The organism is Mediterranea sp. An20 (assembly GCF_002160055.1).
Taxonomy (GTDB): domain Bacteria; phylum Bacteroidota; class Bacteroidia; order Bacteroidales; family Bacteroidaceae; genus Bacteroides; species Bacteroides avicola.
In genome coordinates this window covers 104612-119194 of the sequence record NZ_NFJV01000009.1, presented here as the reverse complement: position 1 = coordinate 119194, position 14583 = coordinate 104612, and the positions used below count along the sequence as shown (strand labels likewise).

Annotated in this window: 12 protein-coding genes; 5 read left to right on the top strand and 7 right to left on the bottom strand. The window is 48.5% G+C overall.

Features of this window, described 5'->3' with window-relative positions; all coding sequences use genetic code 11:
• Positions 1-31 precede the first annotated feature (31 nt).
• Both B5F34_RS07195 and B5F34_RS07190 read right to left on the bottom strand, forming a co-directional pair.
• Positions 32-958, bottom strand: a complete 927-nt coding sequence (locus tag B5F34_RS07195; protein WP_087336585.1) for a TIGR01212 family radical SAM protein — start codon at positions 956-958, stop codon at positions 32-34.
• Positions 959-982: 24 nt separating this feature from the next.
• Complete coding sequence (locus tag B5F34_RS07190; protein WP_087336582.1) at positions 983-1633, bottom strand: HAD family hydrolase; 651 nt, start codon at positions 1631-1633, stop codon at positions 983-985.
• A gap of 93 nt (positions 1634-1726) precedes the next feature.
• On the opposite strand from B5F34_RS07190, the gene B5F34_RS07185 reads away from it, so the two are divergent.
• Together B5F34_RS07185 and B5F34_RS07180 are read left to right on the top strand one after the other, a co-directional pair.
• Positions 1727-2584 carry an enoyl-ACP reductase gene (locus tag B5F34_RS07185; protein ID WP_087336579.1) on the top strand — a complete coding sequence of 286 codons (858 nt, stop codon included), beginning with the start codon at positions 1727-1729 and terminating at the stop codon, positions 2582-2584.
• 230 nt (positions 2585-2814) lie between these two features.
• Positions 2815-3519, top strand: a complete 705-nt coding sequence (locus tag B5F34_RS07180; protein ID WP_087336575.1) for an SAM-dependent methyltransferase — start codon at positions 2815-2817, stop codon at positions 3517-3519.
• On the opposite strand, the gene B5F34_RS07175 is transcribed toward B5F34_RS07180, so the two are convergent.
• From B5F34_RS07175 to B5F34_RS07160, 4 genes are all read right to left on the bottom strand, one after another.
• Positions 3485-4597: a hypothetical protein gene (locus B5F34_RS07175; protein ID WP_140392975.1), complete on the bottom strand. Its 1113-nt coding sequence runs from the start codon at positions 4595-4597 to the stop codon at positions 3485-3487. The two genes, B5F34_RS07180 and B5F34_RS07175, sit on opposite strands and share 35 nt — an antisense overlap.
• 48 nt (positions 4598-4645) lie before the next feature.
• Entirely contained in the window at positions 4646-5509 is an 864-nt protein-coding gene (lipA, locus tag B5F34_RS07170) for a lipoyl synthase (protein WP_087336568.1), read from the bottom strand.
• On the bottom strand, positions 5506-7725 hold the full coding sequence (locus B5F34_RS07165; RefSeq protein ID WP_087336565.1) for a S9 family peptidase: 2220 nt from the start codon (positions 7723-7725) through the stop codon (positions 5506-5508). Before B5F34_RS07165 ends, lipA begins: the two co-directional genes overlap by 4 nt.
• A 286-nt stretch (positions 7726-8011) precedes the next feature.
• A complete protein-coding gene (locus B5F34_RS07160; RefSeq protein WP_087336562.1) occupies positions 8012-9004 on the bottom strand; it encodes a lysylphosphatidylglycerol synthase transmembrane domain-containing protein in 993 nt (330 codons plus the stop codon).
• 147 nt (positions 9005-9151) lie between these two features.
• On the opposite strand from B5F34_RS07160, the gene rsmA reads away from it, so the two are divergent.
• The 3 genes from rsmA (at position 9152) to B5F34_RS07145 (ending at position 13310) form a co-directional block, all read left to right on the top strand.
• Positions 9152-9967 carry a 16S rRNA (adenine(1518)-N(6)/adenine(1519)-N(6))-dimethyltransferase RsmA gene (gene rsmA, locus B5F34_RS07155; protein WP_087336558.1) on the top strand — a complete coding sequence of 272 codons (816 nt, stop codon included), beginning with the start codon at positions 9152-9154 and terminating at the stop codon, positions 9965-9967.
• Between the two features lie 18 nt (positions 9968-9985).
• Complete coding sequence (gene mgtE / locus B5F34_RS07150) at positions 9986-11326, top strand: magnesium transporter (RefSeq protein ID WP_087336646.1); 1341 nt, start codon at positions 9986-9988, stop codon at positions 11324-11326.
• Positions 11327-11444: 118 nt separating this feature from the next.
• Positions 11445-13310 (top strand): DUF349 domain-containing protein, encoded by a 1866-nt coding sequence (locus B5F34_RS07145; RefSeq protein ID WP_087336555.1) that lies wholly within the window; start codon positions 11445-11447, stop codon positions 13308-13310.
• An 87-nt stretch (positions 13311-13397) separates the two neighbouring features.
• Here B5F34_RS07145 and B5F34_RS07140 read toward each other — a convergent pair whose 3' ends face one another.
• Positions 13398-14576 carry a phosphoribosylaminoimidazolecarboxamide formyltransferase gene (locus B5F34_RS07140; RefSeq protein ID WP_087336551.1) on the bottom strand — a complete coding sequence of 393 codons (1179 nt, stop codon included), beginning with the start codon at positions 14574-14576 and terminating at the stop codon, positions 13398-13400.
• Between the last annotated feature and the right edge of the window lie 7 nt (positions 14577-14583).

Below are 14583 nucleotides of genomic sequence, written 5' to 3'. Positions count from 1 at the left end.
TTAATACGGGTACAAAGGTAATTCTTTTTCCTCACATCTCATACTTTTTTCCCTGATAAGCGTTGAGTTCGCGCATTCTTTTCTGCAAGCGATGGTTAAACTCATAGTTTTTCAGTCCCCAGTCGGGTGCAAGAAGCAGTTCCTTGGGCGACTGCGAAAGGAAACGCTCCAGCACGATGTCCGGACGTAAGTGCTCCACGTAATCAATCACCACCTCCATATATTCATCCACTCCGAACAAATGAAAATCTTCCGGATGCTCTTCATATTCCTGTGCCATGCGTGTACCGCGGATAAGCTGGAGCTGATGCATTTTCAAGGTAGTGAGCGGTATGGAAGAGACCACTGCCGCCTGTGCCACGATATTTTCCCTACTCTCTCCGGGCAATCCGAGGATGACGTGTCCGCCACACAGAATGCCACGTTCAGCCGTTTCACACACAGCCCTCATCGAATCGGCCCACGTATGCCCGCGGTTAATACGTCGTAGGGTAACATCGTCCGTACTCTCCAAGCCATACTCAACCAGAACAAATGTCTGCCTTTCCAGTTCGGCAAGATAATCCAAAAGTTCGGCAGAGACACAATCCGGCCGTGTACCAATGACTAACCCCACAACACCGTCCACGGCCAAAGCCTCCTCATACTTGTGCTTCAACCCGTCTATTCCTCCGTATGTATTGGTATAGGCCTGAAAATAGGCCAAATATTGCATGTCGGGATACTTGTGTGCAAAGAATTTCTTACCTTCTTCCAATTGCAGGCTTATACTCTTGTCCGTACGGCAATAATCGGGATTGAAAGTCTGGTTGTTGCAGTATGTACATCCTCCCCACCCCTTTGTTCCGTCCCGGTTAGGGCAAGTAAATCCCGCATTAAGCGATATTTTCTGCACCTTTCCTGCAAAACGGCTGCGAAGAAAGGTCGAAAAATCATTGTAAAGAAAAGGCTGCTCCATAAGCCCTCCATTATTTAAGCCCTGTCATTCGCAGCATTTTATAATATCTTCTGCCCTGTCCACTATATGAGCCGGAGAGAAAGACTCCAGTTCCGCACGCGGACGAAAGCCCCACGTTACCCCACAGGCTTCCACACCGGCCTGGTGTGCCGTCTGCATATCTACCCCCGAATCGCCCACATACAAGGCATCTACTGCAGAGACAGCAGCCTCTTCAAGAATATCCTTCACGATAGCAGGGTCCGGCTTTACGGGAATGCCCTCCCGTTGCCCCAATACTGCCGTAAAACGAATTCCTGGAAAATAATGAGCCACCAGCTTCACCGTAGCCTCCTGATATTTATTAGAAGCCACCGCCACTTGTATACCTTTGGCCTGCAATTGCTCCAGCAACTCCGGAATGCCCTCGTAGGGCCGGCTCATATCAGCGTTGTGCACATTATAATAAGGAATAAACTCAGCCCGCATGCGGAGCACATTTTCCTGGCTTTTCTCCCCATCGGGCAATGCACGTTCAAAAAGCTTGTTGATACCGTTGCCTACCATAAAAGGATAGGCAGACAATTCGTGTACGGGATACCCCAAGGTTCGCAGAGCATGATTCGTGCTTTGAGCCAGGTCTGCGATTGTGTTCAGCAGAGTGCCGTCCAGGTCGAAGATGACAAGTTGCTTCATTTTCTCTTATAAATCCTTTAATTTGACGGTACAAAGATACGACATTGGCAGATTCTTCCTATCTTTGCAGCCTCAATTTAACTTAATGCAACTATGAGTTACAATTTGCTGAAAGGAAAGAAAGGCATTATTTTCGGTGCTCTGAACGAGCAGTCCATTGCCTGGAAAGTGGCTGAAAAGGCTGTTGCCGAAGGGGCAACCATCACCTTGTCCAACACACCGGTAGCTGTGCGTATGGGCGAAGTATCTGCCCTGGCCGAGAAATTGAACTGCGAGATTATCCCCGCAGATGCAACCAGCGTGCCCGACCTGGAAAACGTATTCAAACGTTCTATGGAAGTGTTGGGCGGCCAAATAGATTTTGTGCTGCATTCTATTGGTATGTCTCCCAATGTGCGTAAAAAACGTACTTACGACGACCTTGATTATGACATGCTCGGAAAGACTTTGGATATTTCGTCCATCTCCTTCCATAAGATGATTCAGACAGCGAAAAAGCTGAATGCCATTGCCGAATATGGTTCCATCTTGGCGCTCAGCTATGTGGCAGCCCAACGCACGTTCTTCGGCTACAACGACATGGCCGATGCCAAGGCCCTCTTGGAATCTATCGCACGCAGTTTCGGTTATATCTATGGTCGCGAACACCATGTGCGTGTCAACACCATCTCACAGTCACCCACAATGACGACTGCCGGTTCGGGCGTAAAAGACATGGACAAGCTCTTCGACTTTGCCAGCCGGATGTCTCCCCTGGGAAATGCTTCTGCCGATGAATGTGCAGACTATTGCATTGTCATGTTCTCCGACTTAACCCGTAAGGTAACCATGCAGAATCTCTATCATGACGGCGGATTTTCAAGCATGGGTATGAGCCTGCGTGCCATGAATACTTACCAGAAAGGACTGGAAGAATACATGGACGAAAACGGACACATTATCTATGGATAAATAAGTTTTTTCCTACAAATCTACACTGAGCGCCGGGTGCCGACACCGGATGAAAAAAGGAGTTGGCACCTGTCGCTACATGTATGTTTTCATGCAGAGCCTGCTTAAATTTTACGGATTCTACCGGGAAGTATGCAGAAATGCAAAGCAGCTATCAGTCTGCCATGCAGAACAACAGTTGAAACAGAGAAAGATTTAAATAGTCTCTCTATTACCACCAATTATTCATCATGGAACCTGCACTCTATCTGTTGCCTGTTACTTTAGGGGATACCCCCTTGGACAAAGTGCTTCCTTCCTATAATCTGGAAGTAATAGCCCATATCCGCTATTTCATCGTGGAAGACGTGCGCTCTGCCCGCCGTTTCCTTAAAAAAGTCAATAAGGAGTTTGATATAGATTCCATGACTTTCTATCCCCTGAACAAGCATACCTCACCCGCCGACATTTCAGGCTACCTCAAACCTCTGCAAGAAGGAAACCCGATGGGCGTGATTTCGGAAGCCGGATGCCCAGCCGTAGCCGACCCCGGCGCTGATGTAGTAGCCATAGCCCAGCAAAAGAACCTGAAAGTAGTACCCTTGGTAGGACCTTCATCCATCATACTGTCTGTTATGGCATCAGGTTTCAACGGCCAAAGTTTCTCCTTCAACGGGTATCTCCCCATAGAAGCAGGAGAACGGGCCAAAAAACTGAAACAATTAGAGCAGCGTGTCTATACAGAACAGCAAACCCAGCTTTTCATCGAAACGCCCTACCGCAACAACAGACTGATGGAGGACATCCTGCACCACTGTCGCCCGCAAACCAAACTATGCATTGCAGCCAACATCACTTGCGAGGACCAATATATCAAAACCCAATCAGTGAAAAACTGGCAAGGACATTTGCCCGACCTTTCTAAAACTCCCTGTATTTTTCTCTTGTACAAATAATCTCTTTCAGCGGTTCGAACTCCTGTTCCAGGAACTTGCTGAAATATCCTTTGCCCAAATCCCGGCTTATCTGTCCGATAGGCCAGAGTTTTCCATTAGCCTGGTGCAGGGTAAGCAAAGGGGCATCATTATCTAATTCAAGCAAGAAAAGATAGACCAAACGATTGCTGTTATCATCGTGATAATAATACTTGAAATTAAAGCAAAGGGATGATAAAGAAGCCTTGGGAAACACATGCCGGGCAGCCCTCCGGGCAGCTTGCTCCACGCTTTCACCATAAATCAGGAAACTCTCTACCGGCAGGTCTGTCTTCCCTGCTTCATTCAAACAATTCTGCGACCGGGGCAATAAATAGAGCATGCCATACACTGTGACTGCAATACGTACAATAGGATAAACAGCCTCTTTATCCGACCGGAGAATAGTGGACAGCAGTGGTTTCTTGCCCACTATTTCGCCGCAGGTGTTTACAACCGGTACAAAAGCGACCCTTTTCAGACGCCGGTTAAAATAAACAATTCCTGCCTGATTCAGCAAAATAGCCATGGCAAAAACGCCAGGAGGAGCCACTTTATAAAGCATAATATCAATCTTACCGTCCACCGGATGACCAGCCAGCCAGGCAAGCAACAGGAACAATCCATGAATGAGAGCCAGAATAAATACGATACGTGCCGAGACAATGGCAGCCTCAGCGCCCTGCAACAAAGAATGTTGCCTGTGAGCTGCAGCATTGGCTGATGCCGGAGCAACCCACCTGTTTCCTAACGCCAACAACAGGAGAGGAGGAAGCAGAAGGATGCCTTCAAACAATATCGGAAGACGATTGCCCGGTGGTGAATAAGGGAATAAGACGAAAACTACGCTCAACAACAACAGCACCACCGTAGTGCCATACAACAGAAAGAAAGGTAATGCCTGTCTCCGGCTCATAAAACAAAACACCAGTCCTATACCTCCTCCCATGCAGGCGGCATAGACTGGTGCAATGAATGTACCTGCCACAATGGCGACGATGGCTGGCACAAAACCAAGAGAAAAATTATATTTGCTCGACAGTACCATTTCCCGTATCACTTATCCGTTCTTTCGTCATAACATGTGGCTTACGGGAAATGTTCACGATCAAAGGCATTTCAATAAAAGCCGGCTCTTTTCAGCATGGTAGGAAGAACGCACCAACGGACCGCTTTCCACCTGCGAGAATCCTTTCGCCAGGCCCAATTCCCGATAGGCGGCAAATTGGGCAGGCGTCACGTATTCTACTACCGGATAATGCTGGCGGGAGGGCTGCAGATATTGCCCTATGGTAAGAATCTTACACCCTACAGCGCGAAGATCATCCATTAATGTTTCCACTTCTTCAGGTGTTTCTCCCAGTCCTACCATAATGCCCGATTTGCAGGCAATGCCACTTTCTGCAATCTGCTGCAATACAGCCAGGCTGGTCTCATAACGGGCAGCGCTCCGTACCATGGGGCTGATGCGGCGTACGGTCTCCATATTGTGCGAAATAATATCGGGACCGGTTTCTATAACCTGCTGCACCAGTTCCCGCCGTCCCTGGAAGTCGGGGATAAGGACTTCGACAGTGGTGTCCGGATTCATCCGCCTAATCGCCCGAATGGTCTGTGCCCAGTGCGCAGCACCCAAATCGGGCAAATCATCGCGGTCTACCGAAGTAATGACAGCGTGCGACAACTTCATCAGCGCCACCGATTCGGCCACATGTACCGGTTCTTTTTCATCGAGCGGAAACGGTTTGCCGGTACGGGTGTTACAGAATTTGCAGCAACGCGTACAAATGTCACCTCCTATCATAAATGTAGCCGTACCGTGTCCCCAGCATTCTCCCATATTGGGACAACGGCCGCTGCTGCAGATGGTATGCAAAGAGTGCGATTCTACAATACGCTTGGTTTCCGCATACCGTTCATTGGCAGCAATGCTTATTTTAAGCCACTCGGGCTTACGTGTTTCTCCACTCATTTCAAGTGCATATTAAAGAAATCCGTCAGCTTAGTATAAAGATGCAAACGGGTATTGCCACCCCAGATGCTGTGGTCGCGGTTGGTATAGATTTGCATATCAAACTGCTTTCCCAATTGCACCAACCGTTCCGCATATTCGGCACAGTTCTGGTAATGTACGTTATCATCGGCAGTACCATGCACCAGCAACAGATGCCCGTGCAACTTATCGGCACGTGTGAACGCAGACGAAGCCCGGTATCCGTCGGTATTTTCCTGAGGAGTACGCATGAAGCGCTCTCCATACACTGTATCGTAATAATTCCAATCCGTAACAGCAGCCACTGCCACTCCAGCCTTGAATACCGGCGTACCTTCGCTCATGCTCATCAGCGTCATGTATCCGCCAAAGCTCCAGCCCCAGATACCAATGCGTTCTTTATCGACATAAGGCTGCATGCCTAAATAGAGAGCCGCTTCCACCTGGTCATGCGACTCCTTGACACCCAAGTTCATGTAAGTGCACTTTTCGAAAGCAGCTCCCCGACCACCGGTTCCGCGTCCGTCTACGCAAACTACGATATATCCTTGCGAGGCCATATAAGTTTCCCAACTGATGCTGAAAGCATCGCGCACTTCCTGCGAACCCGGACCGCTATATTGGTACATAATGACCGGATACTTCTTCGTTTCATCAAAGTCGGCAGGCTTCATCATCCAGCCGTTCAGCATGATGCCGTCTGATGTCTGGAAAGAAAAGAATTTCTTTTCCGGCATCTGGTAAGAGGCCAGCTTTTCTTTCAGTGCTGCATTGTCGACCAGAGTGGCTAAGGTCTTGCCGGTATTATCGTTCAGCGTAATAACGGTAGGAGTATTCAGACTGGTGTAACGGTTCAGGAAATACCTCAAATCTGTGCTGAACTGGGGTGAATTGATACCCGGCTGCTGCGAGAGTTTTGTTTTGCGTCCCTTACGGTCTATTTTGTAGACAGCTTGGCGCATGGGGCTCTCTTCGTTGCTGGTATAATAGAAAGTAGCGGTCTTGCTATCATAGCCCAGAAACTGCTTCACTTCAAATTCGCCTTTAGTGACTTGTTTCAACAGATTTCCATTCATGCTATACCAGTAAAGGTGGTTGAAACCGTCGCGTTCACTCATAAACGTAAAGTTATCGGCATAAAACACAATGTTGTCGAATACATTTTCCTTAATGTACGTATCGCTCTCATCCCGCAGCGCCAGTTTGCAAACCGTACTACGCGGATTGGCAAAATATAGTTCAAGACGGTTCTGATGACGGTTCAACGTCAGAATTGCCAATTTTTCAGGATCCTTAGTAAAACGTATACGGGGGATGTAGCCGTCCTCGTCCATCGGAACCTGTACCTGCCGGTTGACTTTCGTCTTAATATCGAAAGTATGAACTGATACTTTCGAATTTACCTCGCCGGTCTTGGGATACTTATAGGTATAGGAGCCGGGATATTTCTCATAGTCGGCACGGTGCGGCACCTCGCCTGCATAAAGAGGAAAAGAATATGAAGGCACAGCCGACTCGTCCCAACGCACATAAGCCAGCATCTTACTGTCGGCGCTGAACTCAAGGGCACGGTTATAGGCAAATTCTTCTTCATATACCCAATCGGGCGTACCATTCAATATGGCGTTACGCTTTCCATCGGTAGTCACCTGGCTTTCACTGTTTCCATAAAGGCGCTTTACCAGGAAGATGTTGTTATCGCGCACAAAAGCTACCATAGAGCCATCGGGCGAGAATACGGGTACCTGCTGCGGCCCGCCATCCGACAAGGCTTCTACCTTATTGTCTATCTTGCCCTCCATGTTACGCTTCAAGCTATAAAGATAATACACAGCCGTGTATGAACGCCGGTAGATGGCACGTGTTTCGGTGGCAATGAGCAGCGTGCTGCCATCGGGCGAAAAGCTGTAACTGTCAAAATGCTTAAAGGGGCACTCACGGGCTGTGGCAGCATCGAACAGCACTTCTACCTGCTGGCCGGTTTTGAATGAATACTTAACGATTTGAGTGCCTTGGGCATTCATCTGCGAATAATGTTCGCCATCGCCCGGAATAGGGATGACCCCATAAATGTTTTCCTGCTGGAAAGCACCGTTCACGGTCTCTGCCAGCGTAAGTTCCTTCTTGGCTTGAGCCATAGACAAAATTGGCGCGCACAGGCCAAGGAGCAGGAGAATAAAAAGTTTCTGCTTCATAATAATTACACTGATGTTTTTTGTTTTTTGAAAGTGCAAATTTAAATAAAAAACTCGTGATTACAGCAGATGCCTCCAGAAAGAATTATTTTGAGCCGACTCCAGCAAAAGGGAAAAGGAACCCAATCTGTTGAAAGAACACATAGGGAATGAGCAAAACATTGAGACACAAGCTTATGACTGGCACATATAAAAGAAGGGAAATTCCAAGCGATAAGCAGTCCGCCTGGAAGCGATAAGCAATCGGCTTCTAAAGTATAAGAACTTTCCGTTCAGAGTATTGTCATCAGGACGCCTGAGTCCGACGGTTTGCCAGCAACACATGCAACCACCCGTACATACCCAACACAATGACCAACAACGTCTGTATGCCATGCACAATAAGGGCAAACATCGAAGCATCTTCATCGCTCACTCCATAAAGCATCATCATGGTGATAACGGCAAAATGCCACGGTCCTGCCCCGTTAGGGGTAGGCACAATGACGGCAAACGTACCTCCCACAAACATCACCAGCCCTGCCTGGAAACTGAGCGAAGAGGTAAAGTCAAAACAGAAGAACGTGAGATAGAAATGCAGGAAATAGCAAAGCCAGATGGCTACCGTATAAAAAGCAAACAGCCCCGCATTGCCAACGTGGCGCAGCGACCAGACCCCCTCCAACAGGTTAAGTGCCATTCCCTTCACCCGCTCGAAAAACGAAAGCATCCGCAGCAGGTAATAAAGCAACACCAGCACACCCGCCACGGAAAACAAAGACACATAGAACCACGGCGAAGAAAGCAGATGGACAAGCGAAGGAATCTTGGTGCCTGTCTCCTCAAAGAAACGCAGGAACACAGGCATCTGCAACAGAAAGGTAAAGCCGGTAATAAGCAGGATGCACACCCCGTCCAGCAAACGCTCAGTCACCACCGTACCCAGCGACTTGGAGAAGGATACATGGTCGTAACGCGCCAGCACGCCGCAACGCGACACCTCACCTACACGGGGCAACACCAGATTGGCGGCATAGGAAATGAAAATGGCATCGACGCAATTACCGGCACGCGGACAGGCACCCAACGGTGCCAGCGTCTGCTTCCAGCGCCAACCGCGAAGGACATGGCTCATCACACCGAAAAATAACGAAAACAGCATCCACCCCCACGAGGTGCCATGCAACAACACTTGCCCTACACGGGCAAAGTCGAAATCACGGTACACCCAATACATGATAAAGATTCCCAAGGCAATGGGAAATGCTACGCGCAATATTTCTTTTAGCAATTTATTCATTACAGTGGTACTTACAAGGCACCGATGCGCAGGCCGCGTATATTTTATCTGCTTCGGATAAGGCAAATCCGGCCAAATAACGCTATCTTTGCGGGGTGCAAAGATAAGCGCAAAACAACAGCCATACAAAATCCGTATCTTAAAAAGATGAAATCAGTCAAGCCAAAGAAATTTCTGGGCCAACATTTCCTGAAGGATCTGAAGGTAGCGCAGGACATCGCCGACACCATCGATACCTGCCCCGGCCTGCCCGTCCTGGAGGTAGGACCGGGCATGGGTGTGCTCACGCAGTTCTTGCTCCGCAAGGAACGTCCGCTCAAGGTGGTGGAGGTCGACTATGAATCGGTGGCCTACCTGCGCGAAAACTTCCCGCAGCTGGAAGACAACATCATCGAGGATGACTTCCTGAAAATGCACCTCGAACGCCTGTTCGACGGCAAGCCCTTCGTCCTTACCGGTAACTATCCCTACAACATCTCCAGTCAGATATTCTTCAAGATGTTGGAATACAAAGATCTCATTCCCTGTTGCACGGGCATGATTCAGAAAGAAGTGGCCGAACGCATGGCTGCCGCACCGGGCAGCAAGACATACGGCATACTGAGCGTGCTCATTCAGGCATGGTATCGCGTGGAATACCTGTTCACCGTACACGAACATGTGTTCAATCCACCCCCAAAGGTGAAAAGTGCTGTCATACGCATGACACGCAACGAAACTCAGTCGTTGGGATGCAACGAAAAACTGTTCCGGCAAATCGTGAAGACTACTTTCAACCAACGGCGCAAAACATTGCGCAACTCTATCAAACCGATATTGGGCAAAGACTGCCCGCTGGTGCAAGACTCGCTGTTTGACAAACGTCCCGAACAACTGTCTGTACAGCAGTTCATCGACTTGACTAACCAAGTGGAGGAAGTGCTGAAAACTCAAGAAGAACCAACGAACCCGACCATATACTGAAGATTGTGACCTATGGAAATGGACGAAGAATACATTGAAAAAGTAAAAGGCTTCATCGAACAGAAAGATGCCGAAAGCGTAAAAGGCCTGTTAACCGACTTGCATCCGGCCGACATTGCCGAACTATGCAACGAACTCGACCTGGAAGAAGCCCGCTTCGTCTACCGCTTGCTGGACAATGAAACGGCGGCAGACGTACTGGTGGAAATGGACGAAGATGTCCGCAAGGAACTGTTGGATGCCTTGCCCTCCGAAACCATCGCCAAACGTTTCGTGGACTACATGGACACAGACGATGCCGTAGACCTGATGCGCGACCTCGACGAGGACAAACAGGAAGAGGTGCTCTCGCACATCGAAGACATCGAACAGGCGGGCGACATCGTAGACTTGCTGAAATATGACGAGGATACGGCCGGTGGTTTGATGGGTACGGAAATGGTGACCGTCAACGAAAACTGGAGTATGCCCGAATGCCTGAAAGAAATGCGACAGCAGGCAGAAGACCTTGACGAAATCTATTATGTATATGTCATCGACGATGAAGACCGGCTGCAAGGTGTCTTCCCACTGAAAAAGATGATAACTTCACCTTCGGTGTCGAAGGTAAAACATGTGATGAAAAAAGACCCTATCTCCGTACACGTAGACACCCCCATCGACGAAGTCGTACAGACCATTGAGAAGTATGACTTGGTAGCCGTACCCGTCATCGACAGTATAGGCCGCCTGGTGGGGCAAATCACCGTAGACGATGTCATGGACGAAGTGCGCGAACAGTCGGAACGCGACTACCAGTTGGCATCCGGTCTGTCACAGGACGTAGAAACAGATGACAACCTGGTACGCCAGACTTCGGCCCGCTTACCCTGGTTGCTCATCGGCATGTTGGGCGGTATCGGCAACTCCATGATTCTGGGTAACTTCGACAGTACTTTTGCTGCCCATCCCGAGATGGCACTCTACATCCCTCTCATTGGTGGCACAGGTGGAAACGTGGGTACGCAATCGTCGGCCATCATCGTGCAAGGACTGGCCAACAGTTCGCTCAACGCCAAAGACACCCTGAAGCAAGTAGCTAAAGAAGCCATGGTAGCTGCCATCAATGCCACCATTATCTCACTGCTGGTGTATGTATACAACTTCGTACGCTTCGGAGCGGCTGCCACGGTGACCTATTCAGTATCCATCAGCCTATTTGCCGTAGTAATGTTCGCTTCTATCTTCGGCACACTGGTTCCCATGACGCTGGAAAAGCTGAAAGTGGATCCGGCAATTGCCACCGGACCGTTCATCTCTATTACCAACGACATCATTGGTATGATGCTCTATATGGGCATCACAGTGTTGCTTTCATAAGATTAAGAAGCAAAAAACGAAAAAAAATGCCTAAACAGTAGGAAAAAACCATTTTTATTTCATTAATTTGTAGCTTGATATTACACAAGCGGGCAATCCGCTAAAAAAATTAAATACAATGACGGACACTCATGACACTAATCTCCCCGAAAAGCCGGTGGAATTAGAAGAAGAAAAGAAAGCAGCAGAAGTTCCCGAACCGGCTGTGGTGGAAACTCCTGCTGAAGAAGAGACTATCAACAAACAGCCGGTAGAACCTGTACAAAAGCTGACCAAGGAAGAAATCCTGGCCCAACTTAAAGAGATGACTGACAGCGTGGGAAGCACAACCAAGGCAGAAATAGACAGCCTGAAACAAGCTTTCTACAAGCAGCACAACTCCGAACAGGAAGCAGCCAAGAAACAATTCATTGAAAACGGAGGCTCTGTCGAAGACTTTGTTCCTGCGCCCGACCCGGCGGAGGAGGAATTCAAGAAGATTATGTCCGTCATCAAAGAAAAAAGGAATGCCCTTGCAGCCGAACAGGAAAAACAAAAGGAAATGAACCTGCAAGTTAAACTCTCCATCATCGAAGAGTTGAAAGACTTGGTGGAATCACCTGATGATCCCAACAAGAACTACACAGAGTTCAAAAAGCTGCAGCAACAATGGAACGAAGTTACCCTTGTGCCTGCCAACAAAGTCAACGAACTATGGAAAAACTACCAGCTCTATGTAGAAAAGTTCTACGACCTGCTGAAGTTAAACAACGAGTTCCGCGAATATGATTTCAAGAAGAATCTTGAGATCAAGCAGCGCTTATGCGAAGCTGCCGAGAAACTGGCTGATGAACAAGATGTAGTTTCAGCTTTCCATCAATGGCAGAAACTGAACGAGGAATTCCGCGATACGGGTCCCGTGGCCAAGGAACAACGTGACGAGATTTGGTCGCGTTTCCGGGCTGCCTCAACTGCTGTACACAAACGCCATCAGCAATACTTCGAATCGCTGAAAGAGCGCGAACGTAACAACTTGGACCAAAAGACCGTAATTTGCGAAATCGTAGAAGCTATTGACTGCAACAGCCTGACTACTCCTGCTCAATGGGAAGAAAAGGCGCAGGAAGTCATTGCCCTGCAAGCTAAGTGGAAAACCATCGGATATGCACCCCAAAAAATGAACGTACAAATATACGAACGATTCCACAAAGCCTGCGATGATTTCTTCCATAAACGCAATGGGTTCTTCAAAGCTATGAAGGAGAACATGAGCGCCAACCTGGAAAAGAAACGGGCCTTGTGCGAAAAAGCAGAAGCACTGAAAGAAAGCACCGACTGGAAAGCCACGGCCGAGGCTCTGACTCAATTGCAGAAAGAATGGAAAACCATCGGGCCTGTCAACAAACGGCACTCCAACGAGGTATGGAAACGCTTCATTACGGCTTGCGATTACTTCTTCGAGCAACGGAACCAGAGTATGTCCGCACAACGCGGACAGGAACAAGAAAACCTGGAAAAGAAAAAAGCAATCATTGACCAACTGACTGCCATCGACGATAAGGCAGATGCAGAAGAAACTGCGCAGAAAGTACGCGACCTGATGAAAGAATGGAACGGAATAGGTCATGTTCCTCTGAAAGACAAGGACAAGATTTACAAACGTTACCACAACATCGTAGACAAGCTGTTTGAACAATTCAACATCAGTGCATCCAACAAGAAGTTGAGCAATTTCAAATCGTCTGTCAGTGCGTTACAAGAAGGTGGAAGCTCGCAACTTTACCGCGAACGCGAAAAACTGGTGCGTGCCTTTGAAAACATGAAAAGCGAACTGCAGACATACGAAAACAACCTGGGCTTCCTAACAGCTTCCTCAAAGAAAGGCAACAGCCTGCTCTCTGAACTGAACCGTAAGGTTGAGAAGTTGAAAGCAGACATCGAACTGATGAAGGAAAAGATCAAAGTCATCGACGAAAGCATCAGGAACGAAAAAACGGAAGCATAAGCCAACCCACGGAAGGTTGAGAACAAAAAAAGAGGACACATCAGTGCCCTCTTTTTTTGTTATACCCAACAAGGAATATCCCTCCATTTAATGATGGAAGAGCCGGATACCCGTAAAGGCCATAGCAATGCCATACTTATCGCACGTTGCAATAACATGGTCATCGCGCACTGAACCACCAGCCTGAGCGATGTATTCTACCCCACTCTTATGTGCCCGTTCAATATTGTCGCCAAAGGGGAAGAATGCATCCGAACCCAGCGATACGCCTTTCAAACCTTTCAGCCACTCACGTTTCTCCTCGCGGGTAAGGACTTCAGGCTTTTCTGTAAAGAACTGCTGCCACACACCATCGGCCAGCACATCATCATGATCGTCGCTGATATAAACGTCGATGGTATTGTCGCGGTCGGCACGTCGGATTTTCTCCACCCAAGGGAGGTTGAGAACCTTGGGATGCTGGCGGAGATACCAAATGTCGGCCTTGTTTCCAGCCAGGCGCGTGCAGTGAATACGGCTCTGCTGACCGGCCCCAATGCCAATAGCCTGCCCGTCTTTCACATAGCAGACGGAATTAGACTGCGTATATTTCAGCGTAATAAGGGCTATCTTCAAGTCGCGTTTGGCTTCGTCTGTGAAGTTCTTGTTTTGTGTGGGAATATTGGCAAACAAGTCATCACCGTTCAGCTTGATTTCGTTGCGGCCCTGCTCAAAGGTTATGCCAAACACATCTTTATGTTCAACAGGGGCAGGCTTATAGCCAGGATCTATCCGGATGATGTTGTACGTGCCTTTGCGCTTGTCCTTCAAGATTTCCAACGCCTCCTCCGTATAGCCCGGAGCAATGACGCCATCGGAGACTTCGCGATGAATGAAGGCCGCTGTTTCTTTGTCGCACACATCGCTCAAGGCAATGAAATCGCCATAAGAAGACATACGGTCGGCACCGCGGGCACGCACGTATGCACAAGCCAAGGGGGAAAGCGGCAGGTCATCTGCAAAATAAATCTGCTTCAACGTTTCGTCCAACGGCAAACCTATGGCTGCACCTGCCGGGCTGACATGTTTGAACGACGTAGCTGCCGGCATACCGGTAGCCTCTTTCAGTTCTTTCACCAACTGCCATCCGTTCAGCGCATCCAGAAAGTTGATGTAACCAGGACGACCGTTCAATACCTCTATAGGCAATTCCCCCTCCTGCATGTAGATGCGGGCCGGCTTCTGATTGGGGTTACAGCCGTACTTCAATGTTAATTCTTCTGCCATATTTGTC

What these genes read in the sequence shown, in the direction of transcription:
- B5F34_RS07140 (WP_087336551.1), bottom strand. Translation starts at nt 14,576, where the DNA reads ATGGCAGAAGAATTAACATTGAAGTACGGCTGTAACCCCAATCAGAAG.
- B5F34_RS07165 (WP_087336565.1), bottom strand. Translation starts at nt 7,725, where the DNA reads ATGAAGCAGAAACTTTTTATTCTCCTGCTCCTTGGCCTGTGCGCGCCA.
- B5F34_RS07160 (WP_087336562.1), bottom strand. Translation starts at nt 9,004, where the DNA reads ATGAATAAATTGCTAAAAGAAATATTGCGCGTAGCATTTCCCATTGCC.
- mgtE (WP_087336646.1), top strand. Translation starts at nt 9,986, where the DNA reads ATGGACGAAGAATACATTGAAAAAGTAAAAGGCTTCATCGAACAGAAA.
- rsmA (WP_087336558.1), top strand. Translation starts at nt 9,152, where the DNA reads ATGAAATCAGTCAAGCCAAAGAAATTTCTGGGCCAACATTTCCTGAAG.
- B5F34_RS07195 (WP_087336585.1), bottom strand. Translation starts at nt 958, where the DNA reads ATGGAGCAGCCTTTTCTTTACAATGATTTTTCGACCTTTCTTCGCAGC.
- B5F34_RS07180 (WP_087336575.1), top strand. Translation starts at nt 2,815, where the DNA reads ATGGAACCTGCACTCTATCTGTTGCCTGTTACTTTAGGGGATACCCCC.
- B5F34_RS07190 (WP_087336582.1), bottom strand. Translation starts at nt 1,633, where the DNA reads ATGAAGCAACTTGTCATCTTCGACCTGGACGGCACTCTGCTGAACACA.
- B5F34_RS07185 (WP_087336579.1), top strand. Translation starts at nt 1,727, where the DNA reads ATGAGTTACAATTTGCTGAAAGGAAAGAAAGGCATTATTTTCGGTGCT.
- B5F34_RS07145 (WP_087336555.1), top strand. Translation starts at nt 11,445, where the DNA reads ATGACGGACACTCATGACACTAATCTCCCCGAAAAGCCGGTGGAATTA.
- lipA (WP_087336568.1), bottom strand. Translation starts at nt 5,509, where the DNA reads ATGAGTGGAGAAACACGTAAGCCCGAGTGGCTTAAAATAAGCATTGCT.